This is a genomic window from Aliiglaciecola sp. M165 (genome assembly GCF_007197995.1).
Classification (GTDB): Bacteria; Pseudomonadota; Gammaproteobacteria; order Enterobacterales; family Alteromonadaceae; genus Aliiglaciecola.
On record NZ_VKKH01000006.1, the window covers coordinates 428,027 to 454,005 of the forward strand.

Genomic DNA, 25,979 nt, shown 5'->3' on the forward strand with positions numbered 1-25,979 from the left:
ATTTTGAAGATTCTCATAGAGGCAGTCGGCAGTTATACAAGTGGCTATTTAATCGAAGCCATCCAATCATCGGGTCACCATTGCGTAGCATCTGATATTAGTCATCGTTCCGCGGGGGCTGTTTTAGCCGACACCTTTGTAGAGTTTCCCACTGTTGACGATGCGAACTTGTGGGACAAGGTAGAGCAAATTCTACTAGCAACCAAAGTTGATGTCGTTATTCCCACTTTTGATGAAATGTTATTGGGGTGGGCGACGCGCAAAGAGTACTACGCTAGCTTGGGAGTAATTGTAGTTGTTTCAGAGCCTGATGTAGTAAAAACATTTAATGATAAATGGCTTACGTATCAGGCGTTTATAGAAAATGGTATACCCGCGCCAATAGCATCGCTCGATTCTGACTATTCCGTCTTCAAACCGAGGATAGGACGAGGTGGTGAAGGTGTGGTATTTGTTGACCCCCAAAATATTGAAAAACATTACTTTCCCGAGGGATTTATGAGTCAAAAGTGCGCTCACGGGGATGAATATACTGTCGATTGTTTGTTTGATTCGCGAGGAGCTTTGGTTTATTGCGTACCTAGAAAAAGGTTAATGATAAAAGAAGGCAAATCAACGTCAGGTGTGGTGGTCGACGAGCCATTAGTTTTCGAATTCATTAAAAAATTGGCGTCTTCATACCAGTTTTTGGGGCCCGTAAATTTTCAGTGCTTTGTTGAGCACGATTCGATAGAGTTCATAGAGGTTAACGTTCGTTTTGGAGGCGGATCAAGTTTAGGGATGGCTGCAACTGAAAATTGGATTCCATTACTGGTTGATAATTTCTTTTTCAACCGCTCAATAAATCCAAACGTCAAAATTAACTTTGGTATGAAAATGTATCGCCAGTATAAGGACGTATTTAGTGTCGATTGAGGCAATCATTTTTGATTTGGATGACACGCTGTATGATGAAACACTTTATCTTAAAAGTGTTTTACGCGTTTTTGCCAGCATGCAAGGTCTTGAGTTAAAAGAATTTCCTGATTTCTCTGCTGCGCAATTAAGACGGGGGAAGGGTGATATACTCTTAACACTTTTAGATATTTTGGGGTTGCATGACAAAGCAAGCCACGACGTACTTTTTGAGATTTATCAATCCGCTACTGTTTCTATTTCAGTTCGACAAGGGGTAGAAACACTGTTGACTGATTTGAAATCAAAAGGCAAGAAAGTCGGTATTCTAACTAATGGAGTCACTTCAGTTCAAAAGAATAAGGTCGCATGCTTAAATCTCGCGACCAGAGTTGACAGTATCCAATATGCTCGAAGTTGCGGTATTGAGTTCGAAAAGCCTCACCCTAGAGCATTTCTCCGAATATGTGAAGATTTAGAAGTGAACCCCGAAAACGCTGTAATGGTGGGTGACAATTGGGAGAACGATATTCTTGGGGCTCTCTCGGTTAATATGCAAACTTATTACGTCGGATGTTCGAACATAAACAAAACAAAAGATCTTCTCAATTTACCAGAGTGGTTAGCCACGAATGAAAGCTAATAAAAAAGTTATAGCCGTGACGGGTATCAGATCCGAATACGATATTCTGTATCCTGTTTTAAAACAATTAAACAGAGATGAAAAATTCGACCTAAGAATAGTGGCTTCGGGAGCTCATCTAAGTCTAGAGCATGGAAATACGGTAGATAAAATTATCGAGGACGGTTTTGAGATTGTCGAACGGATAGATACATTGTTTTCTACTAGCAGGCTGACACAAAGACCGAAAGCGGTTGCTGCACTTGTGATGGGGTTGAGTCAAACTGTTGAACGCGTTAAACCTGACATGCTCCTTGTGGTAGGTGATCGCGAGGAAAGTATCGCCACTGCGATTGTTGGCAATTATATGGGCGTGCTTGTAGTACATATTGGGGGGGGCGATCCTGTATTCGGTAATGCTGATGATCCTATTCGCATGGCCGTTAGTAAGCTTGCTCATGTTCACTTCACAACAACAGATTTGTATGCGCAAAATCTTATAAAATTGGGTGAAGAAAAGTGGCGTATTGAATTTAGTGGAACTCCAGGACTAGATAACATTGTTAATGAAGCCGAATTATCTTTGGAGGATGTGAGTGAACACCTTGGTTTTTATTTGAAGGATTTTATCGTGCTAATAAAACATCCACTTTCTAGTGAAATTGGAGAGGCTTTTTCTCAAATGAAAATTGCGCTAGAAGCCACGGAGAAATTTTGTCAACAAAATGGTTTCAAATGCGTGGTTATTCAACCGAATTCAGACCCTGGCAGTTGCCAAGTACAGAAAGCTATTCAAGCACACCAAAACGATAACTTTTTTTATACAAAAACATTGCCACGAAATATCTTCGTAAACATGCTTCGGCATGCTAAAGCCCTTGTAGGGAATTCCAGTATGGGCTTACTTGAAGCACCTATGTACAAATTGCCTGTTGTCAATGTAGGTCATCGTCAACAAGGACGTTTGAATGCAGGAAATGTTGAATTTGTTGAGCATGATGTCGATAAAATAGTATGCGCCATCGAAAAAGCGTCTTTAGATAAAGTGTACAGGCAAAATGTGGCGGAATTAGTAAACCCCTACGGAGATGGTCTTGCGGCAAAACGTGTTGTGTCGTTTTTAGCATCTATAGAGCCCGCAGACTATAAAAAGTGGCACTTTAAAAAACAGTTGATTGGTAAATGAGTAAAGTACTGGTTATTGCGCCGCATCCGGATGATGAAACACTTGGGTGCGGTGGAACACTGCTTAAACACAGGGCAAACGAAGACGAGTTGCATTGGCTTATTGTGACCGATATGAGTGCCTCATCAGATTATTCGCAATATGATAAGTTGAAAAGACAAGAAGTGATTGAAAACGTCACTCATGAGTACAATTTTTTGTCTCGCATGCAGCTTTCATATTCACCGGCAAGTCTTGATGAAATCCCCAAAAGAGAATTAGTTGGGAAGATTAGTGAAGCCATCCAACGAGTTTGCCCTGAAATACTCTATATACCATACAGGAATGACGTTCACAGTGATCACGAAGTTGTTTTCGACGCTAGTGTAGCGGCTACAAAACAGTTCAGAATGCCTTCAATACAAGAAATCCTTGCATATGAGACGTTGTCGGAAACTGATTTTTGTCTTAAACCCGGCAACGTGTTTAGTCCAAACTACTATGTCAATATCGACGGTTTTCTCGAGAAGAAAAAAACAATTCTTTCTCTATACCAAAGTGAGCTAGGTGAATTCCCATTCCCGAGGAGTTTGGAAGCGGTCGACGCTCTAGCAAAAGTCCGAGGTGTGCAAGCTAACGTTATTGCAAGTGAAGCGTTTATGCTGCTAAAAAAGGTTTGGTCATAATGCGTTGTCTTATTATCGCTGAGATTGGTGTCAATCATAACGGAAGCCTTGATATTGCTAAAAAATCGATAAAAGCTGCATTTGATGCAGGTGCGGACATCGTTAAATTCCAGTCATTCAAAGCTGTCAATTTAGCGACCGAACAGGCCTCCAAAGCTGTTTATCAGATGGAAAATACGCTTGAAAGTGAAAGCCAACTGGCCATGCTGCGCGAGCTCGAACTGACTCAAGATGAACACCTTATACTTTCAAAGTACTGTGATGAATTGGGGATCGAATTTTTGTCTTCGGCGTTTGACTCAGAGAGTTTGGAATTCCTAATTAAAAAATTGGGCATTAAGAGGCTGAAAATCGCTTCAGGAGAGCTGACTAATTTACCTTTTATACTAGAGCACGCAAAATCCGGGCTAGATGTAATCGTATCAACGGGGATGGCAACAATTGCAGAGATAGAGCAAGCATTGGAGGTATTGGCATTTGGATATATATCGAGCGATGAAGTTTTACCTTCACTTGACGCATTCGCAGCAGCCTACACTTGTTCTGCAGGTCAGAAGGCGCTGCGTGAAAAAGTCACTATCCTACACTGCACAACCGAGTACCCTGCTCCAATAGAGCATATTAATTTGAATGCCATGGATACTATTGCCCAGAGTTTTAAATTGTCCGTTGGATACTCTGACCATAGCTTAGGTACAACAATTCCTATCGCTGCGGTTACTAAAGGCGCTCAAGTATTGGAAAAACACTTTACTTTAGATAAAACGATGGACGGTCCGGACCACAAAGCGTCTTTGGAGCCTAATGAATTTAAAGCAATGTCTAGGGCGATTCGCGACGTGGAATTAGCCATGGGAAATGGTATAAAGTGTCCACGATTCCCTGAAATAAAGAATAAACCTGTTGCTCGAAAAAGCTTGGTTGCGGCAACTGACATAGTAAAGGGGGGTATGTTCGATGGAAATAACATCGCTATTAAACGGCCTGGAACCGGGATTGAGCCGTCTAACTACTGGTCGTACATAGGGCAAAAGGCGAAGAAATCATATAAAGCTGGTGACTTGATTGACGAATAAGAGTCTGGTTTCGTTAAATTGATGTGTAGATTTAAATAACAGAGCATCTTTTGTTTACAACGATTTTTTACTTCCAAGAGAGTATTCATAGAAATGTTTAAAAAGTTGGCTGTGATAGGATTGGGAAATATTAGTCACCGCCATCGGAAGAACTTACGTGCATTGTTTCCTAAGTCTTGTATTATCGTGATGCCCACTAGAGAACGCAATATAGAACCATCAGGAATTACAAATGCAGATAAAATAGCTTCAAACATAGAAGAGCTGATTTCAATGAGACCGGATGCGGCTATTGTAGCTTCTCCAGCAACGTTTCACATTGAGCACGCTCTAAAATTGGTAATGGCAAGAATTCCCATTTTGATAGAGAAACCTATTTCATCGAACCTCTCTAAAGCATCTAAATTTCTTGATGTTGTAAACCAGTCCGAAGTGACAGTAGCAGTTGGATACTGTCTACGCTATGCGCCCTCTATGCAATTTGTGAAAGCTTATATCGAACAGGATCGTTTAGGCACAATCTACAATGTTTCAGTAAATGTTGGCCAATTATTATCGGACTGGAGACCTATTGACTACCAAAACTCTGTATCCGCAAATGCATCATTGGGGGGAGGAGTGTTGCTTGAACTCAGCCATGAGCTTGATTATTTACGTTGGTTATTTGGAGATTTCAATGTACTTTTTTCGCAACTAAGAAACACGCGAAAGTTTGATCTCAACGTTGAAGAGATAGCAGACATAGTTATGGTTAATTCGCAAGGCATAGTGTTCAACTTGCATATGGATTTTGTGCAGTGCAAAGCTCAAAGACATTGCAGCATTATCGGCGAAAAAGGGAGATTAGACTGGGATATAGCGCAAAACCACGTTGAGTTGCACGATTTCTGTTCTAGCGAAGTTATTTTTGAAGTACAAGATTGGCAAAGCAACTCCATGTATCTGAAAATGCTAGTTGATTTTTTTGCCAAAGTGACGCAAAAAAAGAATGATTGTGTGGCTGTGGATGATGCATTCAGAACGGTAGAATTGATCGAACGAATCAAACATCTATCGACGTATGGAAAAAAGCTATGACAACCTATGCATTTATATTTGCTAGAGGTGGGTCTAAAGGTCTGCCCAGAAAAAATCTTAAATTACTTGAAGGCAAACCACTGATTCAATACTCCATTGAAACCGCTCAAAGAGTAAAGTCGATAGATCGAGTTTTTATTTCGACTGAAGATGGGGAAATAGCAACGCAAGCTATCAAGTGCGGTGCAGAAGTGATTCCTCGGCCGAAAGAACTCGCATCGGATTCAAGCAACGAATGGTTGTCTTGGCAGCACGCTATTGAGTGGGTAAGACGCAATATCGGTGAGTTTGATTTTTTTGTAAGTCTTCCTGCAACGAGTCCGTTGCGTATTCCAAGTGATGTCGAAGCGAGCCTTGAAAAATTAAAAAACAGCGAAGCCGATGTATGTATTTCTGTCACAGAGGCATCTAGGAGCCCTTACTTTAATATGGTTGTGCGGGACCAAAGTGGTAGTGTTAAAATTGTTAACTCACTGTCTAATAGCCCTATTCGCAGGCAAGATACGCCAAAAGTTTTTGATATTACAACTGTCGTTTATACATCGTCACCATCATATATTATGGCCCACAGTGCATTATTTGAAGGTGATGTAACATCAATAGTCGTACCTAAAGTGAGAGCGGTTGATATCGATGATATTTATGATTTCAAGCTTGCCGAAGCCATTTTGAAGGAAATGCAAAATGCTTAAAGGAAAAACCATTTTGGTGCTTGGGGCTGCCGGAAAAATCGGAAGTGAAGTAGTACGTGGAGCTTTGAAAGAGGGTGCTTCAGTGGTTGCTGCTGACGTTAATCAACTAAAAATGAAAAGTGATTTTGAACTTGAATTGATTGCATCGGGGGGAAAGTTGACATTAAAAACTATTGATGTTCTTTGTGAGAAATCTACTCATGCAATTTTTAACGGATCAATTCATTTTGATGGATTAGTGAATTGTACTTATCCACGAAACGCAGCTTATGGGGCTTCGTTTTTAGACGTAAAGCTAAGCGACTTTAACCAAAATTTAAAAATGCACCTAGGGTCGGCTTTCCTTATAATGCAGCAAGCTGCAAGGTACTTTGAGTCAAGCAAAAAACCTATATCAATAATTAACTTCTCGTCAATCTATGGATTCATAGCTCCGCGATTCGAGCTTTATCGTGGAACTTCCATGACAATGCCAGTTGAGTATGCCGCGATTAAATCCGCCATTGTACATCTTACTAAATACGTATCATCCTATGTCAAACACAGTGATTTTAGGGTCAACTGCGTCAGTCCTGGCGGAATAATTGAAGGTCAACCAGATTCATTTTTAGAAGCATATAAGAAGCAGGCTGCGAGTAAGGGAATGTTAGATAGAGAAGATGTAGTGGGAAGCGTGCTTTTTCTTTTGTCGGATCACTCCCGATACGTGCGTGGGCAAAACATAGTTGTTGATGATGGCTTCAGTTTATAAATACGTTTATTTGAAGCGAAAATAATTGCATCAACAATAGAGAAATTGGGTTGAGCGAATGCTAAAAATTTTCTAGATCACACGCATGTAATATTGAATTTTTAGTAGATCACTTCATTTTTAGAGTTTCTGTCCGATAAAGCGATATAGAACGAAACTATTATTTAAGGTCTGTTATCAGGTAAGGCTATGAAAAACTGGTATGACACGTGCGTGAGTAAGACCGATACAATTCGGGATACACTCAATAGAATTAATCAATCGAGCTTAAAAATAGCGTTGGTGGTAACAGATAAAAACCAGCTTTTGGGAACTGTAACAGACGGTGATATAAGACGCGCAATGTTAAATAACGTCAGTATGGAAACACCAATAGCATCAATCATGAGTCGCCAACCCAAAGTTGCGAAGCGTTCGACAAGCAAACGTCAACTGATTGATTTGATGGAACGGTATATGCTCAACTCTGTCCCAATTGTTTCAGAAGATTACATTGTTGAAGATCTCGTATCTTTCCATCATTTGGTAAAAAGGCCCACTCGTAAAAACGCTGTATTACTAATGGCTGGTGGATTTGGTACTCGTTTGAGTCCACTCACTAACAACTGTCCAAAGCCGCTGTTAAAAGTTGGAGAGAGTCCGTTGTTGGAAATAGCTGTTAAAAATTTTGCTGATGCCGGTTTTACTCAGTTTTATATATCTACACATTACATGCCTGAAAAAATACGGGACTACTTTGGTGATGGCAGAAAGTGGGGAGTCAACATTTCCTACGTACACGAAGAAGTTCCTTTAGGAACCGCTGGCGCACTTGGTTTGTTACCTAAATCTTCGCTGGAAGATGATATAGTCATTATGAATGGGGATATACTAACAAATATTGATTTTGATAAATTGCTTGAATTTCATCAAGAAAACCAGGCTAAAGCGACCATGTGTGTGCGTGAATATCAGCAACAGATCCCTTATGGTGTAATAGAAACAGATGGATATAAAATTACTGGAATCAAAGAAAAACCAACATCACAACACTTTGTTAACGCAGGGATCTATGTTGTTTCTCCAGAGTTGCTAGAAATGGTATCAAAAGGGCAATACATTGATATGACGACGCTTTTAGAACTTAGTATCAGTCGTGAAAACGACGTCGCTGTGTATCCAATTTTAGATTATTGGTTAGATATTGGAAGATTAGATGACTTTCAGAAGGCCCAGATTGATGTTCAAAACTTATAAGTCGTTTTTATTGAAGTGTAATAAGTTTGAACAATTGAAATCGACGCAGTAGGTACTTCCGGTGAAACAAATACTATTGATAGGCGCAGGTCAAATAGGGAGCCGTCATTTACAAGCATTAGCATTATCTCGACATCGATACAAGATTACCGTTGTTGACCCATCCCTTGCTTCTTTGAACACCGCTCGATCTCGTTTAGAAGAAATACCAAATCACATCGTCACTGTATCTTTCAGCCAAAAAATGCCCGTTAACGGTTTATTTCATTTAACTATAATTGCAACAAATGCGAATCAAAGATTTGGTGTTTACAAGCAGCTTCAAGAATCAAATGAGTTACTTGCAGTAATATTCGAGAAAGTCATTTTTCAATCTTTAGAACACATTGATGAAGTAGAAACACTGCTTGCCACCCACAAAACAAAAGCCTGGGTGAATTGTGCCAGACGATCTAACGCACAATATCAGCATATTAGGCGTTTAATAAAAGGCCATTCTCCCGTTACTATGAGTGTAAGTGGTAATTTATTTGGCTTAGCTTGCAATGGAATACATTTTTTGGATTTGTTTGCTTTTTTGATTGGAGAACACGAACTGGATGGATTAAGTCAATCGTTTGACCTCGAATATGTTAAAACAAAACGTCAAGACTGCTATGAAGTCTTTGGCGAAATGGAAGCCAATATTGGCGAAAATAAGCTCAATATTTATTGCTCCAACAAGCAGGAAGCCCAAAGTGTTAGATTGAATATTCAAACTAAAAATAAAAGATTTGTGATAGACGAAGTCAATCAAAAAATGGAGCAGTTTGAAAACAATCAAAATTTTGGGCTGCCAGCTGAATTCAAATTGCAACCGCAAAGCAAGATGACTCATACTATTGCATACCAAATTTTTACGTTAGGTACTTGCAGTTTGCCAACGTACGCTGAGTCAGCGAAGCTTCATCGACATTATATTAGAGCGTTTACTGACTACTTTGAAACTGTGAGCCCTGGGAAGTTTACTTTATGTCCAATCTCTTAATGCGAGAGTTCCTATGATTTGGATCATTGGTGCAGGGCCAATGGGTATGGAGTATGCCAAAGTAATACAGGCTCTCGATAGAGACTTTATTTGTATTACTAGAAGCCAATATTCTGCAAACGTTTTTGGGTCAAAATATCCGCAAAAGGTGGTTTCCGGAGGGTTAGCAAAATTTTTGGCTTCAAATCCCTCTCTTCCAAATCATGCAATTGTTGCTTCAGGTATGGAATGTCTATGTGATTTAACACTTAATCTAATCGATGCAGGTGTGAAGTCAATTCTTGTCGAAAAACCTGGTGGAATGAACATCCAAGATATTAAGTCACTGGAAGCTGCATCCGAAGAAGCAAATTGTGAATTGTATGTTGCATACAATCGGCGTTTTTATGCTTCTGTTATTGCGGCGGAGTCAATGATTGAAAATGATGGTCGAGTCAGTTCCCTTAATTACGAAATTACAGAGTGGGGACATGTAGTAAAAGACTTGAAACAATCGCCAAAGATAAAGTCAAAGTGTTTTATCGGCAATACAAGTCATGTTGTTGATTTAGCGTTCCATTTAGGGGGGCGTCCTACACAGATTAGCAGTTTCGTCAAAGACAAAACGGATTGGCACGAATCTGGCGCTAGCTTTGCGGGCGCCGGAGTAACGGAAAAAAGAGCACTTTTCGCATATTATGGAAATTGGAATGCACCTGGTAGGTGGAGCCTTGAGGTATTAACCAATCAGTGCCGGTATATATTCAGACCAATGGAAAAATTGCAAATTCAAACGTTGGGCTCTATCAAAATAGAAAGTGTCAACATTGATTACAAACTAGACGAACTCTATAAACCAGGTCTTTACAAGCAAACTGAGTCTTTTTTGCGTGGAATTACTAAAAAGTTATGCCGGATTTCGGATCATTCTCTTAATATGAATCTTTATTATCAAATGGCCAATTACGAACTAGAACAAGGGGGTGTTTAGCGATGCACTCTTTCAAGCCCTTGCTAATAAGTGGTCAGATGCGCTCAGGTACATCACTCCTTGCGAACTTTCTTGATGCACAAACCGAGATTACAGTGCATCGTGACAGGGCAACAGTTTTATTTAGAAATCAACATGGTGTCGAACATCCTCTTGATTTTCTCGTTGAACTATCTTTGACCGACAAGCAAGCTATTCGTCAATCAATTAGTAAAAACTTGGACACAATTTTCGCGGCTAAAGAAAGAGACGTAGGGCGGTTATTGGCTGAAATCAAAGAGAATTACAGGCTAGATTTTAATGTCAGAGAAACTAAAAATTATAGAGATATCATTTTCGACAGTTTTGCGGCAATGGCAAATAAAAAGGATCGATATGTCGGCACTAAAGTCACGTTGTGTGAGCATAATATTAATGCTTTCATAGACCAAGTAGATGGAAAAGTGATAAATATTGTACGGAATCCTATGAGCGTTATTCAATCGTTAATATGCCGGGGATTCATGGAAGGTAAGTTAGCATCTTCCGCTAGTAAATACATTCATTCATGGAAGCGAGGCGCGAATCGACTGCTTGAATGCAACAAAGATAATTTGTTTATTGTTCGGTTTGAGGATTTTATCTCTGACAAATCTGCTGTCAGTAAAGCGTTGGCTCAATTTTTAGAAGTCAACATTAATCCGAATATTAACACTTTAAAAGACTATTCATTACCGTGGTTTGGTAACTCAAGTTTCGACAAAAATCTCATTGCAGTAGATAACTCTGTGGAATCAAGAAAAATTGAGCTGCCTGACGATCTGCGACATGAGATAAAAATTAACTGTCATGATGAAATGGCTAAGCTAGGCTACCTGTAGACAAATGTTTTAATCAATTACAAACTATATTTCTCACTTTATGTTGATATGTTTCTAATTCATCTTCATTCATAAACTTGTACAACAAGTGCTTACACTGTAATTTTCCAATAATTATTTTTGTTCTGCTTTCGTTATTGTGTAGGTTCAATGGTTGACTCGCAACTGGCCGAGCATGAACGCCTACATATAGTAAATTATCATAAGCTTGGTAGTTCTCAAGTGGTATGTCGACATCGCAATTACTCAGCTTAGTGCCTTCAAGTGCAATATGTTTGGGAACAATAAGATCATAATTTTGCTCACTTAGACATGCGAAAGTTGCTGCTTGGGCAAGCAATACAGGACCTAAATAAGTGGATGCATTTTCTATCTCCGTTACTAACATGTAACAAATATCATGGTATGAAGCCGATACTTCTGCGGAATGAGAGAGAATTGCAATTGTATATTTATTACCTTTTTTTACTATTTCTGACGGGGAGATATGATCGTAAATTATGTAATCTGGCTCTCGCTTGAGTTCCAAAGCATCATTAAAGCTTAAAATGTCTACTTGCTCGATCCATGGTAATTGTTTTTCAATAATAAATTCAATACATGCTCGAAAACTAGGAGAGTTTGACACAAAGAGAATACTGCTTTGTCGGTAATTGTGTTTTAAGCTTTTTAGCTCCCTGAGCATTGGTTGAAATGATGAGCTATCGAAATCATCTTGCCTTCTCAGCGATAACAAGCATGAAATTTCCTCGAAGGCTTTCAACCAGGCATCTTTTGCGTCATTGAATGAACAGGAAAGGGATTGTTCTTCACTTCCGTTGTTTACCAACTTGGTTAACACAGCGTTTGCGTAATTGATCGTTCCATACAAATAGTAGAAAAGTAATGAGTTTCCTTTTTTATAGGAAGAAAATAACAACTCTTTTTGATAATTAATAAGGTGATTGGCCTGCTTTATAGAGTCTACCTTCTGATTGAGTCTATCAATAAGTTTATCTAACTCTTTCTCCATTATTTGGTTAGAGTATTTAGCTTCAAAACGCCCGATAAAATTCTTATTAAATTCAGTGGTAAACACCGACAATTTGAGCCTTTTTAATGAGTCTTGTTTCTGTTTAGTACTTGATATTACTATCAAATTGTCTAAAGAAAGAGGCGTAGCGCCAATAATTTTTGCCCCGTCGCTGCAGTTAAAAAACTCTTGCCGTTTGCTACTTCGGTGGATGACTTGTTCAATGATTTGTTTAGATAGTTTAAATTCGTGTTTTGTATTTACTGTCGGCCGGAAGTTTCCAGGAACGATCAATGAAGTATTGTTCTTTTTAGCATAATCATATGTTTCATTTCCGTCTTCTTGATAATATCCAGAGGACTTCGAATGATGATGTTTAATGTCAAAAAAACCTAAGTCAACTCCCATAAAGTAGATGTTGTTGAAGCCGAGTACAGTTACTAAGTTAGTGGCAAAGTTGCTGACGGTTGGAAAAGCATGTTGAAGTACTTCAAAATTCTCTGTGCCAAGAATGTTTAGAGCGGAGACGGTTGAAGATTCTCCTTCTTTAAATGCAATCATGACGTCTTTGTACAATTCACATGTATCTGGGTGAATACCGTTGCAAGAAATTAATGTAATATTCTTAAGGTATTGGCGATCTTCAATCAAAACCGCCCAATCGAATGTCGTGCGGTTTTGTTCTATTTCTGCATGAAAGTCAGGGGTTATCCCATGACGGCGAAGCGCTTGCAAAGCAGTGCCGCAACTAACGACTATGACTTGTTCTTTAAACGTTTTGATTGTGTCGATGGACATGTCTAAAGATGGTCCATTTCCGACGATAAAAACAGGTACTTCCTTGTCTTCATAAGTTAATTTACTACTCGGGGAATTTCCCAAAATTGGCAAATCTCTATTGAACCCTGCCTTAGTATGAGCAATGCCATAATATGCGTGATCAAAGTATTCACCCATCGAAATCACGATTTGTAATTGTTCTCTCAATTGCGCTATTGAAGAGTTTAGAGACGCATTGTAGTAACTTTGGTAGAAATATGTATTGTTGAGAATATAAGGGCCGATAGAATGGAATTGATTGAGCAATTCCTTAAATAAGTGGGAGCCTTCATCTCCCACGTTGATATAAAGCCTAGCATTAGTTGCGTCAATTTTTTCTAAAATAGCTCTCCAGTCAATCGCAAACAAAGAGGAATAGAAAAAATCTCTATTCGGTTCGCATACAAATAACTTTTCAACTGAATGCTGATTCACTAATGTCTCTAGCTGATACCCCACACCAATGCCGAAAACAATTATTGATGCTATGTTCTCAGGGAGTATGCCAGCTTCATTCTGTGCTTCTTTTAAAAGTTCTTCAGTCTCTTTAACAAACTTGTAATGTAAATAGTGCGCAAGCTTAGTTCCCCTGTAACCTAGAATCAAACCATCTTTATGTGGCTGTTGACTGTAGTTTTCGAAATTAATAGCGCAATCTTCTCTAGAGTTATCTGAGTACCAAGGTGTCATCGAATCAGATTGAACAACATTCACATCGCCTCTATCGTTTTGAATTGGCAACCAAATTTCAGGTTTATAGTCTTTGAATTCGCGATAAATGTCTGGAAAAAACTTTTTGAAAGCTAGGAGGTTATTAGTAAATATAGATGCTTTGGAATTACAGTCAGTGTAGTTCGCAATGTTGATGTTTGGTGTCCAGGGTGGAACGTAGTTTTTGTAATTATCAGAGAGCTCATACGTGACTCCGCGTTCTTTAATAGTAGACCATTGTTTCTGGGTTAAATTTTTAAACACGTTATTGAATACGGGGTGGTTATAATGTTTGTACAAATAAAAATGATGTATATCATCATATTGGGTTAATTCATCAATGTCTGCGACTAGACTCCTGCTATCTTTTTCGATCTGCAAAAACAACTGCGTTTTGTTTCGTTTTGCAATGTCAAAAATTTCGTGCCACTTGGTAATAAGAATTGAGCATTGAAAGTATTGTATTTCAGGTTCATAAACGATTAGATATTTAATTTTTCTAGCTTTAATCAATTCAACTAAATGTATTCCAAGACCACATCCTAAAACTACCAAACAATCAATAGATTCTGGCAAAGAGGAGTAGCTCATTCGGCTAAGGTACCCCTTACTGTGAGTTAAGCTTTTATTAGCTTCAACATGGAATGAAGTTAAGCTTTTATTGTCTTCAAGCAAGGATATTTTGGGAGCGTGCGTTAAGAACTCTTCTACCTGCTCTTTGACCTCTTGTCGTGGATGAAAACCATATAAGGTACGTCCAATACCATAATCAACGATATTTACTTCTCCAAAAACGTTGTAAAATAGAGAATGGTTTTGCAATTTTGGAGATTTGACTTGTTTCAGCAAAGACGGAATATTTCTTTCAAAACTATTAATATTTTTGCCATGGGTTTCTAGGATTATGCGGGCTAAAGATTCATCTAGATTCTTTTGTTTTTCTTCATCACTATCAATGTGCAGGCGTATGTTTTTTAACATAAATTTGGTTACGTCTTGTTGTTCACTATTAAAAGAAGTCAGAGTCAGTCTACAGAAAGCAATTTTTAGGCCTGTTTAAGTGACAGAAATTTGACCTAAACAATGCCACACAATAGCTGTGCATTAATTTTAAAGCAAATAGCAGCTCTTTGTCGCAAACTAGAGAAGCTCCTTCTTATGGCTATGAAGATTATTGTTATTAAGTTTAATACTTGAAATCTAAATCATTGATTGCTCAAAGACCCACCGTTAGTTGATTTCTTTGGGCAAAGCGTACTTTCGTTGTAGCAAAGTTAAGGTATATTCCTACATGCTTACTTTATAACCAACCGTTTGCTATAATCACAAGAGGTATGTGAGAGGTTAAGTTATGATTGAATTTGATACGGGCAACAATGCTTCGTTGCTGCAACAGTTGCAACAACGGCAAGAAACTTTGTTTGAGCGTTTATCTTCTGGGCGTCGTGTAAATTCTGCTGCAGATGATTCAGCAGCGCAGCAGATTATAGACCGTCTAACGACTCAGGTAGAAGGCAACCGACAGGCAATTTCCAACGCGTTTGATGTTGTGTCATTGGCGCAGGTTGCTGAAGGTGGTTTATCCGGTATCAATGAAGATGTGAACCGAATTCGTGAGTTGTCCGTGCAAGCTGGAAATGGTTTGTTAACCGATGCAGATCGAAATGCGTTGCAGTCCGAGATCTCTCAATTGCAAGAAAATATCACTCAGACCATAGATCAAACCACATTTGGTGGCCGTGAACTGTTGACTGAAAATGGGTCGATCGATTTTCAAGTAGGTGCCAATGCGGGCCAACAGATTGGTGTGCAGACAGAGGATATTGCCTCGCAGCTAGAAGGTGTGCTGACTGTTGATGTATCAACCCAACAAGGTGCTGAAGAAGCATTGGAAGCCGCCGACGAGGCGTTAGAGGTTGTAGGTGGCGCAAGAGCTGAGTTAGGCGCTACTCAAAATCAATTTGAAAGTGCTGCACGTAATCTTAGCCAGGCAGATGTGAATGTCGCTGCGGCCAGAAGTCGTATTCAAGACACTGACTTCGCACAAGCGACCTCAGAAAGTATTGCTACAGGTATTCAAAGTCAGGCTGCTCTGACTGTGCAAGCACAAGCAAATCAGCAACAAGGGCAAGTTCTTTCCCTGTTGAGCTAGATATAAAATAATATTCCCCAGTGAAGAAAAAGCAGCATGGCTGCTTTTTTTTTGCCCAGTTACCTGATTTTTATCACTAATCTTTCACAACTTTGGTTGCTATCCGGCAACGAATGTTTAAAATCATGTATAGCTTCCTACAAAAATAAAAAAATAATCCTGAGGACACGATGAGCATGATTTTGATTATCAGCGAGCAAAGCACGCGCGCCTATAATCTCAAAACGATCTTGTCGTTTCTTGGTGAACAATGTTCAACTGTTTCGTTTTCTCAAGCCATCACTTCAATTACCTCTCAGGTCAACTATGAAGCGGTAATTATTGATATGGAGTCGCCTGAGCTTACCGACGATGTAGTGAGTAAATTTCCCGCTCAGCCGTTTATCGTTATTGGTAATAAACACCTAGAGACAGACTTTCGCGCCAATATTGTAGGACAACTAACCGATCCTGTGACTTACCCTGTATTGACGCAAATGTTGTATCGCTGTCAGGAGTATTTGCGCAAACGTCCAGTGAAAAACGCTGGGACAAGTAAAACCAAGTTATTTCGCAGCTTAGTAGGTAAAAGTGAAGAAATTCAAAGTGTTAGACATCTTATAGAACAAGTCTCCGGCTCTGATGCGAATGTCTTAGTGCTGGGTGAGTCAGGTACGGGTAAAGAAGTTATTGCGCGCAATGTTCACTTTTTGTCACATCGAAAAGATGGCCCTTTCATTCCCGTTAACTGCGGTGCTATACCTGCCGAATTGTTAGAGAGTGAATTATTTGGCCATGAGAAAGGAGCGTTTACCGGCGCAATCGGATCGCGAAAAGGGCGCTTTGAACTCGCAGAAGGTGGAACACTTTTCCTCGATGAAATCGGCGATATGCCGTTGCAGATGCAGGTTAAGTTGCTGCGAGTGCTGCAAGAAAGATTGTATGAGCGGGTAGGGGGCACCAAACCGATAAAATGCAATGTGCGTATCGTAGCCGCAACACACCGCGAATTGGAAAGCATGATCAGCGAAGGTACATTTAGAGAAGATTTGTACTACCGATTAAATGTTTTTCCTATCGAGAGTCCAGCATTAAGAGAGCGCAAAGAAGATATTCCACTGCTGCTTCAAGAGTTGGTTTCTCGATTAGAGCAAGAAGTTGAATCTACATTAAGATTTACTGAAAATGCGATCAATTCGCTGGTAGAGCATCATTGGCCTGGAAATGTCAGGGAGCTATCGAATTTAGTCGAACGTTTACTTATTTTGTATCCCGATCAGGTCGTTGATGTTAAAGATCTGCCTAGTAAATATCAGTACACCAATGGCGATGATTTTCAACCTGATTACCCTGAAGAGTTACTCGAGCGTGAAGCTTTGTTATCAATGTTTGGTGACGACTCGGATGATGACGGCGCCAATTCAGAACAAAGTGATACACAAGATACTGCTGAGCAAAGTGTTTCTTCTGCTTTACCTTCTGATGGAATGAACTTGAAAGAGTATTTGTCAGAGCTTGAAATTAGTATGATCAACCAGGCGCTAGACCAACAGGATGGCGTTGTGGCTCGTGCTGCCGAAATCTTAGGAATGCGCAGAACAACATTGGTCGAGAAAATGCGCAAATACAACATTGTTAGGGACTGAACCATTCTACTGTCATTTTGTTGACGTTCTTAAACCTGCTTTATAATCCTGTAAAACATTGAATTTAAACAATAAATAGTTGGCATGCGATATGCTAATTCTCGTATTAGAAGTACTTTAAAGTTTTTTGACGAGAGGAAGCTATGGCGCTGAGCAGTGCACTACATGAGTCGTTCGAATCTATCCATCACTCAATGGATTATTCCGCTTCAAGCTCTGAAGATGAACCCAACGATGTTAAACGAGTCTCTATTGAAGAATTTGAGCAATTAAAAAATCAAGCCACCCGCTTAGAGCATTTACTCCAAGTGATGCCCGCAGGTGTCGTAGTTGTGAGTGAAAAAGGCGTCGTTAAGCAAGCGAATGCCCTTGCAAAAAGCCTCTTAGGGGAGCCGCTTGAAGGTCAAGCTTGGCGTAACATCATTAAACGCTCTTTTAAACCTCAGGCCGATGACGGTCATGAGGTATCTTTGCACGATGGGCGTAAAGTCAAATTGTCAATAACGCCCTTAAAAGAAGAACCAGGACAACTTATTGTTTTGACGGATCTCACTGAAACGAGGCAATTGCAGCAACGTATCAGCCATATGCAACGACTGTCGTCACTAGGAAAAACCGTCGCTTCAATCGTTCATCAGATCCGCACACCTTTATCAGCAGCCATGTTATACGCATCAAATTTGGCAAGTAACCAATTGTCAGACGCCGCCCGTCAACGCTTTAGTGAAAAGCTCAGTTTGCGTTTAAAAGATTTGGAAACTCAAGTGAATGATATGTTGTTATTCGCCAAGAGCGGTGAACAGCAAGTGGTGCAGAGTCTCTCTATCAAATCCTTATTTGAAGAAGTCGTGACTGCTTCAGACAACATGTTGCATACCTCTAAAGGTCAATTGATGGTATCTAGCGAGCACAACGATCTTTGTATTTTGGGCAATAAACCTGCGTTAGTCGGGGCAATTCAAAACCTGGTGCACAACGCGCTGCAAATCCAGCCTAAAAATCCGATTGTGGCATTGAATTGTCGTAGGCAAGACGACCACTTGATAGTCGATGTACTGGATAATGGCCCTGGCATTGACAAAAAGCACCTGATGAAAGTATTTGAGCCTTTCTACACCACTAAAAGTCACGGCACAGGGCTTGGATTAGCAGTTGTTGCAACGGTGGCTAAGTCGCACGGGGGCAGCGTTTCTGTTGCAAATGTACAAGATAAAGGCGCATGTTTTTCCATTCAACTTCCCATTCATAACTCAGGTCATGAATCTAATCTTCAAGGAGATAAATCGTGAGTCAGACAACTATATTAATTGTCGAAGATGATGCTGGACTAAGAGAAGCGCTGGTCGACACTTTACTTCTTGGCGGGTATCAGATCCTTGAGGCTGATAGCGCGGAGCAGGCGATGGTAAAACTTGGAGCTGAAAAAGTAGATTTAGTTGTGAGTGACATTCAAATGGGTGAAATGAGTGGCTTAACGCTTTTGCGTAGTATTAAAAATAAATTTCCTAACATGCCGGTTTTGCTAATGACCGCCTATGCGACTATCGATGACGCAGTTCAAGCGATGCGCGATGGCGCGACAGACTATTTATCCAAGCCCTTCAGTCCAGAAGTTTTACTCAATTTAGTCGGGCGTTATGCGCCGGCGCAACAGGTGGAGTCACGAGATCCCATTGCAGAAGATCCCATCAGTCAAAAGTTACTCACCTTGTCTAAAAAGGTAGCCAGCTCTGATGCTACGGTTATGGTCCTAGGTCCAAGCGGCTCTGGCAAGGAAGTGTTAGCGCGATATATCCATGACCAATCGAGCCGAAAAAACGAACCTTTTGTTGCAATTAATTGTGCTGCCATACCGGAAAACATGCTAGAGGCAACATTATTCGGTTATGAGAAAGGCGCGTTTACTGGCGCATTACAAGCCTGTCCGGGAAAGTTTGAGCAAGCACAAGGTGGTAGTATATTACTGGATGAAATCACTGAAATGGATTTGGCTTTGCAAGCAAAACTACTTCGTGTGTTACAGGAAAAGGAAGTTGAAAGACTCGGTGGCAGAAAAACGATCAGCTTGGATGTGAGAGTGATCGCCACCAGTAACCGTGATCTTAAAGACGCCGTGCTCAAAGGTGATTTTAGAGAGGATTTATTTTATCGACTCAATGTGTTTCCTTTAATGTGGCATCCGTTAGATAAACGAGCCGGAGATATAATTCCATTGGCTAACCATCTCATCGAACGGCATTACTCTGGTAATGGCACAGCACCAACCTTATCAGCATCAGCACGCAGTAAGTTAATGCAACATTCTTGGCCTGGCAATGTAAGAGAGCTTGAGAATGTTATACAGCGAGCGCTCATTTTGTGTGAGGAGCAATGCATCGACGCCAACGACTTGTTAATTGAAGTTGAAACTGGCCATAGTGGCGAGCAGGAGCCTGTGGCGAGCGAAATCGATGAGAGCAAATTGGGCAGCGAGTTGCGTCAACAAGAACATCAAATCATTTTAGATACATTGCAATCTTGCAATGGAAAGCGCAAGGATGTTGCTGAAAGGCTGGGTATTAGCCCAAGAACGCTGCGTTACAAATTGGCGAAAATGCGTGAAGTGGGTATTGAACTACCTGCTTAAAAAACGACATCACATAAAAAGGTCGGTAGGTAGGTTGCCGGCCTTTTCATTCTCTAGGTTTCCTGTTTTTATCCGTTTAGATTGCTGTCAATAAAATGACATGGTCTATAACTTATTGAAAAGTATATAAAATAAAAGTGGCACTTTGTTTGCTAAGTTCTATTTAACAACAAAGATAGCGTTATTTTTCTGTCACTTGGTGACAGGCAGAGCACAAATCAATACCGGGGTGTCCAATGGAAATCAAAGCGCAATCGCTCTATCAAGAAATGCAGGCCATGGCGTCTGGTGCCAGCATGGAAATAGGTCCATTCAATCCGCAAGAGACCAACAACCCATCATCAAAAAATTTTGCTGAGATGCTTGGCCAGGCAATTAACACTGTCAATGAAATGCAGCTTGATTCAAAAAATCAACAAATTGCTTTTGAAATGGGAGATCCCTCATTGAGTTTAGCTGATGTAATGCTAGCTAAAGAAAAATCAGGCATTGCCTTTGAAGCAACAGTTCAGGTACGAAATAAAGTCATGGAAGCCTACAAGCAAATCATGAATATGCCGGTGTAACAGGAGAGCATGACTCGTGGCTGAAGCAACAAGCACAGAACTTGCGTTGAACGATACCGATTCATTTGGTGATTCAACCGAGCTGGAACAAAAATCTGGTTTCATGGACGCATTGGGAAGTGCAGACATCATGCGTCAGATCACAATTGTTGTGGCGCTAGTCATTTGTATCGCCATCGCAATATTTATCGTTATCTGGGCGCAGGAGCCGACTTATCGTCCGTTAGGAAAAATGGAAACCCAAGAGCTTATCGAGACCTTAGATTATCTCGATCAGAACTACCCGGATTACCGTCTGGAAGGCAATGTTGTTTACGTGCGAGAAAGTGATTTCAAACAGATAAAAATGAATATGACCCGTCAGGGGCTTGCGACATCTTCTGAATCCGAAGGGACTGAAATTATCATGCAAGACATGGGGTTCGGTGTCAGTCAGAGAGTTGAAAAAGAACGATTAAAACATGCTCGTGAACAGCAAATTGCCCGTACTATCGAAGAAATCAATGGTGTAAAAAGAGCGACCGTTTTGCTAGCCATGCCCGTTCATAATGTATTCGCACGTAGAGAAAAGAAAGCCAGCGCAACGGTTGTTGTGTCTGCAGGTCGAGGTTCAAGCATTTCCGCGCAAGAAGTGGATGCCATTGTGGATATCGTCGCTTCCGCAGTACAAGGTATGGAACCCAATCGAGTTACGGTCACAGACAATAATGGTAGGCTACTCAATTCTGGTTCTCAAGATGCGGCCTCAGCACGCTCTCGCAAAGAATACGAATTAGAAAAGCAACGTGAACAAGCCTATCTAGAAAAAATCGACTCAATATTAATTCCCGTACTTGGGCTGGGAAACTATACTGCTCAGGCGGATGTAACGATGGACTTTACTGCAGTTGAACAAACCCAACGCCGCTACAACCCTGATTTACCGGCAATTCGAAGCGAAATGTTAGTAGAAGAAAACAGTGTTGGTGGGGTGATAGCCGGTATCCCGGGAGCCTTAACCAATCAACCACCACTGGATTCAAACATTCCAGAGCGCGCCAGTGGTAGCAATTCTCAAGCCTCGTTGCCTGGTCGCAATTCAAAAGAAGAAACGCGCAATTATGAACTGGATACGACTATCAGCCATACCAAACAGCAAACGGGAATTATAAAACGACTCAGCGTGTCGGTGGCAGTGGATTATGTTAACCAAACGGCGGAAGACGGCACGGTGACAACCTCACCTAGGGCGCAACAAGAGTTGTTAAATATCAGACGTTTATTGCAAGGCGGAATTGGCTTTGATGTGACGCGTGGCGACTCCTTAGAAGTTGTCAGCATTCCCTTCAGTAAAGACAATGACTATGTTCCGGTGGAAGTGCCATACTATAAAGAAGAATGGTTCGCACAAACGGTTAAAATCGCCGCAGGCTCTTTAATTATTATAGTGTTGATATTTGCCCTTGTTAGACCCATGTTGGGACGTTTGATCAATCCGCAAGACACCACGGAAAACGATGACTTTGATGTGGACAGCGCATTGGATTTGGGTGATGAAACCATCAGCATGTTGTCTCAAGAGTTTGATGAAGGGCAAGTTGGATTTGCCGCAGATGGGTCTTTGATGTTACCAGACCTCCACAAAGATGAAGATGTATTAAAAGCCGTGCGTGCACTAGTAGCCAATGAACCTGAACTATCTGCACAGGTAGTTAAAGGTTGGTTGTTGCAAGACGAGTAGGAAAGACGATGGAAGATGAATTAGTAGAATCCAGTAGCTATGACGTCGGCAAATTAGAAGGTGTCGACAAAGCGGCTATCTTACTGTTGAGTTTGTCTGAGGAAGATGCAGCGCAAATACTTAAACATCTCGAGCCTAAGCAGGTTCAAAAACTGGGCCAAGCGATGGCGCAGATAGATGATATGACACAGCCTAAAATTACTGCTGTGCACAAACACTTCATCGAAGAAATTCAAAACTACAGCACTATCGGATTCCAAAGCCAAGACTTCGTTAAGCGGGCATTAACTGCAGCGTTAGGTGAAGATAAAGCGGCTAACCTAATCGATCAGATCTTAATGGGTAGCGGTGCAAAAGGTTTGGATTCACTTAAGTGGATGGATTCAAAACAGGTTGCCAGTATCATTCGCAACGAACACCCACAGATCCAAACCATTGTCATGTCTTATCTGGAAGCCGAACAGTCGGCAGAAATCTTGTCTCAGTTCCCAGAAAAAGTGCGTTTAGACTTAATGATGCGTGTGGCGAACTTAGAAGAAGTTCAACCAGCAGCGTTACAAGAATTGAACGAAATCATGGAGAAACAATTTGCCGGTCAAGCAGGCACGCAAGCTGCGAAGATGGGCGGCCTGAAATCTGCTGCTGATATCATGAACTATCTGGATACAAACATCGAAGGTCAATTGATGGATGCGATCCGAGAACAAGATGAAGAAATGAGCCAGCAAATTCAGGATCTTATGTTTGTCTTTGATAACTTGGCCGACGTGGACGACCGAGCTATTCAGGCTATTCTTCGCGAAGTGCAGCAAGACTCGCTACTTAAAGCAATCAAAGGTGCTGACGAAGAGCTCAAGAACAAAATTACTAAGAATATGTCTAAACGTGCAGCTGATATGCTCCTCGATGATCTTGAAGCCCTTGGACCGGTTCGTATCAGTGAGGTGGAAACTGCACAAAAAGAAATTCTTTCGGTTGCGCGTCGATTGGCTGATTCAGGTGAAATCATGCTTGGCGGCGGTGGCGGTGAAGAGTTCTTATAGTGAAATGTCAACGTGAGAGTGATCAAAAGTGAGTAAACTAGATTTGACAGAAGAGGAGATTGCCTCCTGGGATCTACCTTATCTAGAGGATACTCGCCAAGTGGATGACAGCAAAACTAATGCTTTGAATCGACAAAGCAATTGGAAATACGAACCCCCTGAACCTGAAGAAGAAATTCTGCCTCCAACTGCCGAAGAAATCGAAGCAATCAGAGAAGCTGCGTATAAAGAAGGGTTTGAGCAGGGGAAAAAAGCCGGTTTTGATAAAGGTTATGATGAAGGGAAAACTCAAGGACTAGAGGAAGGAACACAAACGGGTATGGAGCAAGGTCTCGAAGAGGGCATTGCTGCAGGTCAGGAGCAAGTCAATACACTTATCGCATCGTGGCAGTCGATGATTGAACATGTTCATCAACCCGTCGCTCAGGTAGATGAGGTTTTGCAAAATGAATTGGTCAAACTTGCTGTGTCGCTTGCACGAGCGGTGATTCGCCACGAGGTGCAAAGCAATCCTGATATCTTGCGGGCCGCTTTACAGGACGCCTTAAAAACCTTACCCATTCAAGAATCTAGTTATCAAATTCACATGCATCCGGAAGATATATTAGTCGTCAAACAGACATTTTCTGAGGAGCAAATTCAACAACAAAATTGGCTATTTGTTGAGTCTCCGGGTATGTCTCGCGGCGGCTGCGACGTGACAACGTCGAACAATGCTGTTGATGTGTCGATTGAAAGGCGTGCTCGAGACGTACTTGATAAATTTCTGCTCCAGCAAGGTTTATCCGACGTCGACCAAGAGTAACTTGACATGACGTCCAGCATACTAGAAAAAATCAAATCTCTGCAGTCACATATCCCTGAAGCACCTAGTATAGCCTCTGGAAAACTGGTTCGTGGTATTGGTTTGACCCTTGAAGCGGTCGGTTGTCAGATGCCTGTTGGTAGCCAATGTTTAGTGCAAACCATTGATGGGCAAATCGAAGCAGAAGTAGTGGGCTTTGCTGAAAATATCACCTATTTAATGCCAACTGAAGCCGTTAAAGGTATTGTGCCTGGGTCTCGCGTGCAACCTCTTGATCGTGAGCAAGGGCTGCCCGTTGGTATGTCCCTACTTGGACGTGTGGTTGATGGAAATGGTCAACCTCTTGATGGTCTCGGCGCGATCAAAGCAGAGAAACGTGTTCCACTTAACAAACCGCCCATCAATCCCTTGTTGCGCCGCCCTATTGAAAAGCCGTTGGATGTTGGTGTCAGAGCAATAAACTCAATGATTACTGTTGGCTTGGGGCAGCGGATGGGATTGTTTGCTGGCAGTGGCGTAGGAAAAAGCGTGTTGATGGGAATGATGACTCGCGGGACATCGGCCGATGTGGTAGTCGTTGGTTTGGTGGGAGAACGGGGACGAGAGGTTAAAGAATTTATTCAGGATATTTTAGGAGACGAAGAACGACAAAAATCCGTTGTGGTTGCTTCGCCTGCGGATACCTCGCCACTTATGCGATTGAAGGGCTGTGAAACTGCGGTAGCCATAGCCGAGTACTTTCGTGATAAAGGTATGAACGTATTATTGTTGATTGATTCATTGACCCGCTATGCGATGGCTCAGCGTGAAATCGCCCTTGCAGTGGGTGAGCCGCCTGCAACAAAAGGTTACCCACCTTCAGTATTTGCGAGATTGCCTGCATTGGTTGAGCGAGCAGGAAATGGAAGAGATGGTCAAGGCTCTATTACAGCATTTTATACTGTGTTAACAGAAGGGGATGATCTTCAGGACCCAATCGCTGATGCAGCAAGAGCAATTCTTGACGGTCACGTGGTACTGAGCCGAACCTTGGCAGATTCTGGGCATTATCCAGCAATTGATATTGAAGGTTCAATCAGCCGGGTAATGCCCATGGTAGTGAGTGATGAGCATATGCTGGCGAGTCGCCGGATCAAGCAGGTATATTCAAACTACCAGCAAAATAAAGACTTAATTAGCATTGGGGCTTACACAAAAGGCACAGATCCGAGGATGGATTTGGCCATCGCTGCAGAGCCTGCCATTAATGCATTTTTGCAGCAGGGAATGAAACAAGTATTGCCTTATGATGAGAGCCTGGAAGGCATGATGGCATTAACCAAAGGCTTAGGTAACGCGTAGTGGCAGAAAAACAGCTAGAAATGGTAGCAAGCTGGGAAAAAGAAAAAGAAGACCAGTTAGCGCGAGAATTCCAATTGGCACAGCAGCATGCGTCGATGAACAAGCAGAAGTTGTCGAGTTTAGAGCAATACCGATTGGATTATCTCAGGCAAACTCAAGTAAAAGGAAAAACGGCCCTTGAGGTAGATAAATTTAATCAATTGCAATCGTTTATTGGAAAACTCGACAAAGCGTGTCAACAGCAGATGCAGGTACATAGCCAGTCGGTGTTGGTGGCTGAACAACGCAAGGATATTTGGTTAGCACAACAGCGAAAACGCAAGGCCGTAGAAATGTTGTTGGAAAAAAAACGTCTAGCGCGTCTTGCCAGAGACAACAAAATTGAACAACAGCTCATGGATGAATTGTCCACACAACGATTTATCCGGCAAGCGCAACAACGCCGATAATGATGCTCTATTTGACAGGTTGGAACGCTCTTTGCTCTATCTCGATACTAAAGA

23 protein-coding genes are annotated in these 25,979 nt (G+C 41.3%); 22 read left to right on the forward strand and 1 reads right to left on the reverse strand.

All coding sequences use genetic code 11. The features are described 5' to 3' along the window. Positions 1 to 3: 3 nt before the first annotated feature. The 12 genes from FM019_RS13790 (at position 4) to FM019_RS13845 (ending at position 11,056) form a co-directional block, all read left to right on the forward strand. Entirely contained in the window at positions 4 to 915 is a 912-nt protein-coding gene (locus tag FM019_RS13790) for an ATP-grasp domain-containing protein (protein WP_143836520.1), read from the forward strand. Further along, positions 905 to 1,537, forward strand: coding sequence for an HAD family hydrolase (locus FM019_RS13795; RefSeq protein WP_185969290.1), 633 nt, complete (start codon positions 905 to 907; stop codon positions 1,535 to 1,537). The genes FM019_RS13790 and FM019_RS13795 overlap by 11 nt, the downstream gene beginning before the upstream one ends. After that, positions 1,527 to 2,702 carry a UDP-N-acetylglucosamine 2-epimerase gene (neuC, locus tag FM019_RS13800; RefSeq protein WP_143836522.1) on the forward strand — a complete coding sequence of 392 codons (1,176 nt, stop codon included), beginning with the start codon at positions 1,527 to 1,529 and terminating at the stop codon, positions 2,700 to 2,702. The genes FM019_RS13795 and neuC overlap by 11 nt, the downstream gene beginning before the upstream one ends. Beyond that, a complete protein-coding gene (locus tag FM019_RS13805; protein WP_143836523.1) occupies positions 2,699 to 3,367 on the forward strand; it encodes a PIG-L deacetylase family protein in 669 nt (222 codons plus the stop codon). Before neuC ends, FM019_RS13805 begins: the two co-directional genes overlap by 4 nt. Then, positions 3,367 to 4,443 (forward strand): N-acetylneuraminate synthase, encoded by a 1,077-nt coding sequence (gene neuB / locus FM019_RS13810; RefSeq protein ID WP_313901699.1) that lies wholly within the window; start codon positions 3,367 to 3,369, stop codon positions 4,441 to 4,443. Before FM019_RS13805 ends, neuB begins: the two co-directional genes overlap by 1 nt. Before the next feature lie 93 nt (positions 4,444 to 4,536). Further along, positions 4,537 to 5,520, forward strand: a complete 984-nt coding sequence (locus tag FM019_RS13815) for a Gfo/Idh/MocA family protein (RefSeq protein ID WP_143836524.1) — start codon at positions 4,537 to 4,539, stop codon at positions 5,518 to 5,520. After that, positions 5,517 to 6,212, forward strand: a complete 696-nt coding sequence (locus FM019_RS13820; RefSeq protein ID WP_143836525.1) for a cytidylyltransferase domain-containing protein — start codon at positions 5,517 to 5,519, stop codon at positions 6,210 to 6,212. Before FM019_RS13815 ends, FM019_RS13820 begins: the two co-directional genes overlap by 4 nt. Next, positions 6,205 to 6,963 (forward strand): oxidoreductase, encoded by a 759-nt coding sequence (locus FM019_RS13825; RefSeq protein ID WP_143836526.1) that lies wholly within the window; start codon positions 6,205 to 6,207, stop codon positions 6,961 to 6,963. Before FM019_RS13820 ends, FM019_RS13825 begins: the two co-directional genes overlap by 8 nt. 189 nt (positions 6,964 to 7,152) lie before the next feature. After that, positions 7,153 to 8,199, forward strand: a complete 1,047-nt coding sequence (locus tag FM019_RS13830; RefSeq protein WP_143836527.1) for a nucleotidyltransferase family protein — start codon at positions 7,153 to 7,155, stop codon at positions 8,197 to 8,199. 61 nt (positions 8,200 to 8,260) lie between these two features. Next, a complete protein-coding gene (locus FM019_RS13835; protein WP_143836528.1) occupies positions 8,261 to 9,226 on the forward strand; it encodes a Gfo/Idh/MocA family oxidoreductase in 966 nt (321 codons plus the stop codon). Between the two features lie 13 nt (positions 9,227 to 9,239). Further along, positions 9,240 to 10,196 carry a Gfo/Idh/MocA family oxidoreductase gene (locus tag FM019_RS13840; protein WP_143836529.1) on the forward strand — a complete coding sequence of 319 codons (957 nt, stop codon included), beginning with the start codon at positions 9,240 to 9,242 and terminating at the stop codon, positions 10,194 to 10,196. Positions 10,197 to 10,198: 2 nt separating this feature from the next. Next, positions 10,199 to 11,056, forward strand: coding sequence for a sulfotransferase (locus FM019_RS13845; RefSeq protein ID WP_143836530.1), 858 nt, complete (start codon positions 10,199 to 10,201; stop codon positions 11,054 to 11,056). A 13-nt stretch (positions 11,057 to 11,069) separates the two neighbouring features. On the opposite strand, the gene FM019_RS13850 is transcribed toward FM019_RS13845, so the two are convergent. Continuing rightward, complete coding sequence (locus FM019_RS13850) at positions 11,070 to 14,579, reverse strand: 6-hydroxymethylpterin diphosphokinase MptE-like protein (protein ID WP_143836531.1); 3,510 nt, start codon at positions 14,577 to 14,579, stop codon at positions 11,070 to 11,072. Positions 14,580 to 14,949: 370 nt separating this feature from the next. Here FM019_RS13850 and FM019_RS13855 point away from each other — a divergent pair, with 370 nt between their 5' ends. The 10 genes from FM019_RS13855 to fliJ all read left to right on the forward strand — a co-directional run bounded on the left by FM019_RS13855 (position 14,950) and on the right by fliJ (position 25,925). Beyond that, positions 14,950 to 15,750, forward strand: a complete 801-nt coding sequence (locus tag FM019_RS13855; protein WP_143836532.1) for a flagellin — start codon at positions 14,950 to 14,952, stop codon at positions 15,748 to 15,750. Positions 15,751 to 15,920: 170 nt separating this feature from the next. Then, the gene (locus tag FM019_RS13860; protein WP_143836533.1) at positions 15,921 to 17,375 is read left to right on the forward strand and encodes a sigma-54 dependent transcriptional regulator; all 1,455 of its coding nucleotides are present in this window, start codon (positions 15,921 to 15,923) and stop codon (positions 17,373 to 17,375) included. A gap of 143 nt (positions 17,376 to 17,518) precedes the next feature. After that, on the forward strand, positions 17,519 to 18,664 hold the full coding sequence (locus FM019_RS13865) for a PAS domain-containing sensor histidine kinase (RefSeq protein WP_143836534.1): 1,146 nt from the start codon (positions 17,519 to 17,521) through the stop codon (positions 18,662 to 18,664). Continuing rightward, on the forward strand, positions 18,661 to 20,001 hold the full coding sequence (locus FM019_RS13870) for a sigma-54-dependent transcriptional regulator (RefSeq protein WP_143836535.1): 1,341 nt from the start codon (positions 18,661 to 18,663) through the stop codon (positions 19,999 to 20,001). The genes FM019_RS13865 and FM019_RS13870 overlap by 4 nt, the downstream gene beginning before the upstream one ends. A gap of 236 nt (positions 20,002 to 20,237) precedes the next feature. Continuing rightward, positions 20,238 to 20,567, forward strand: a complete 330-nt coding sequence (gene fliE, locus FM019_RS13875) for a flagellar hook-basal body complex protein FliE (protein WP_143836536.1) — start codon at positions 20,238 to 20,240, stop codon at positions 20,565 to 20,567. A 16-nt stretch (positions 20,568 to 20,583) separates the two neighbouring features. After that, a complete protein-coding gene (gene fliF / locus FM019_RS13880; protein WP_143836537.1) occupies positions 20,584 to 22,287 on the forward strand; it encodes a flagellar basal-body MS-ring/collar protein FliF in 1,704 nt (567 codons plus the stop codon). An 8-nt stretch (positions 22,288 to 22,295) separates the two neighbouring features. After that, positions 22,296 to 23,330 carry a flagellar motor switch protein FliG gene (gene fliG, locus FM019_RS13885; RefSeq protein WP_143836538.1) on the forward strand — a complete coding sequence of 345 codons (1,035 nt, stop codon included), beginning with the start codon at positions 22,296 to 22,298 and terminating at the stop codon, positions 23,328 to 23,330. 28 nt (positions 23,331 to 23,358) lie between these two features. Then, the gene (gene fliH, locus FM019_RS13890) at positions 23,359 to 24,135 is read left to right on the forward strand and encodes a flagellar assembly protein FliH (protein ID WP_143836539.1); all 777 of its coding nucleotides are present in this window, start codon (positions 23,359 to 23,361) and stop codon (positions 24,133 to 24,135) included. A 6-nt stretch (positions 24,136 to 24,141) separates the two neighbouring features. Then, positions 24,142 to 25,476, forward strand: a complete 1,335-nt coding sequence (gene fliI / locus FM019_RS13895; protein WP_143836540.1) for a flagellar protein export ATPase FliI — start codon at positions 24,142 to 24,144, stop codon at positions 25,474 to 25,476. Beyond that, the gene (fliJ, locus tag FM019_RS13900) at positions 25,476 to 25,925 is read left to right on the forward strand and encodes a flagellar export protein FliJ (RefSeq protein WP_143836541.1); all 450 of its coding nucleotides are present in this window, start codon (positions 25,476 to 25,478) and stop codon (positions 25,923 to 25,925) included. Before fliI ends, fliJ begins: the two co-directional genes overlap by 1 nt. Positions 25,926 to 25,979 lie beyond the last annotated feature (54 nt).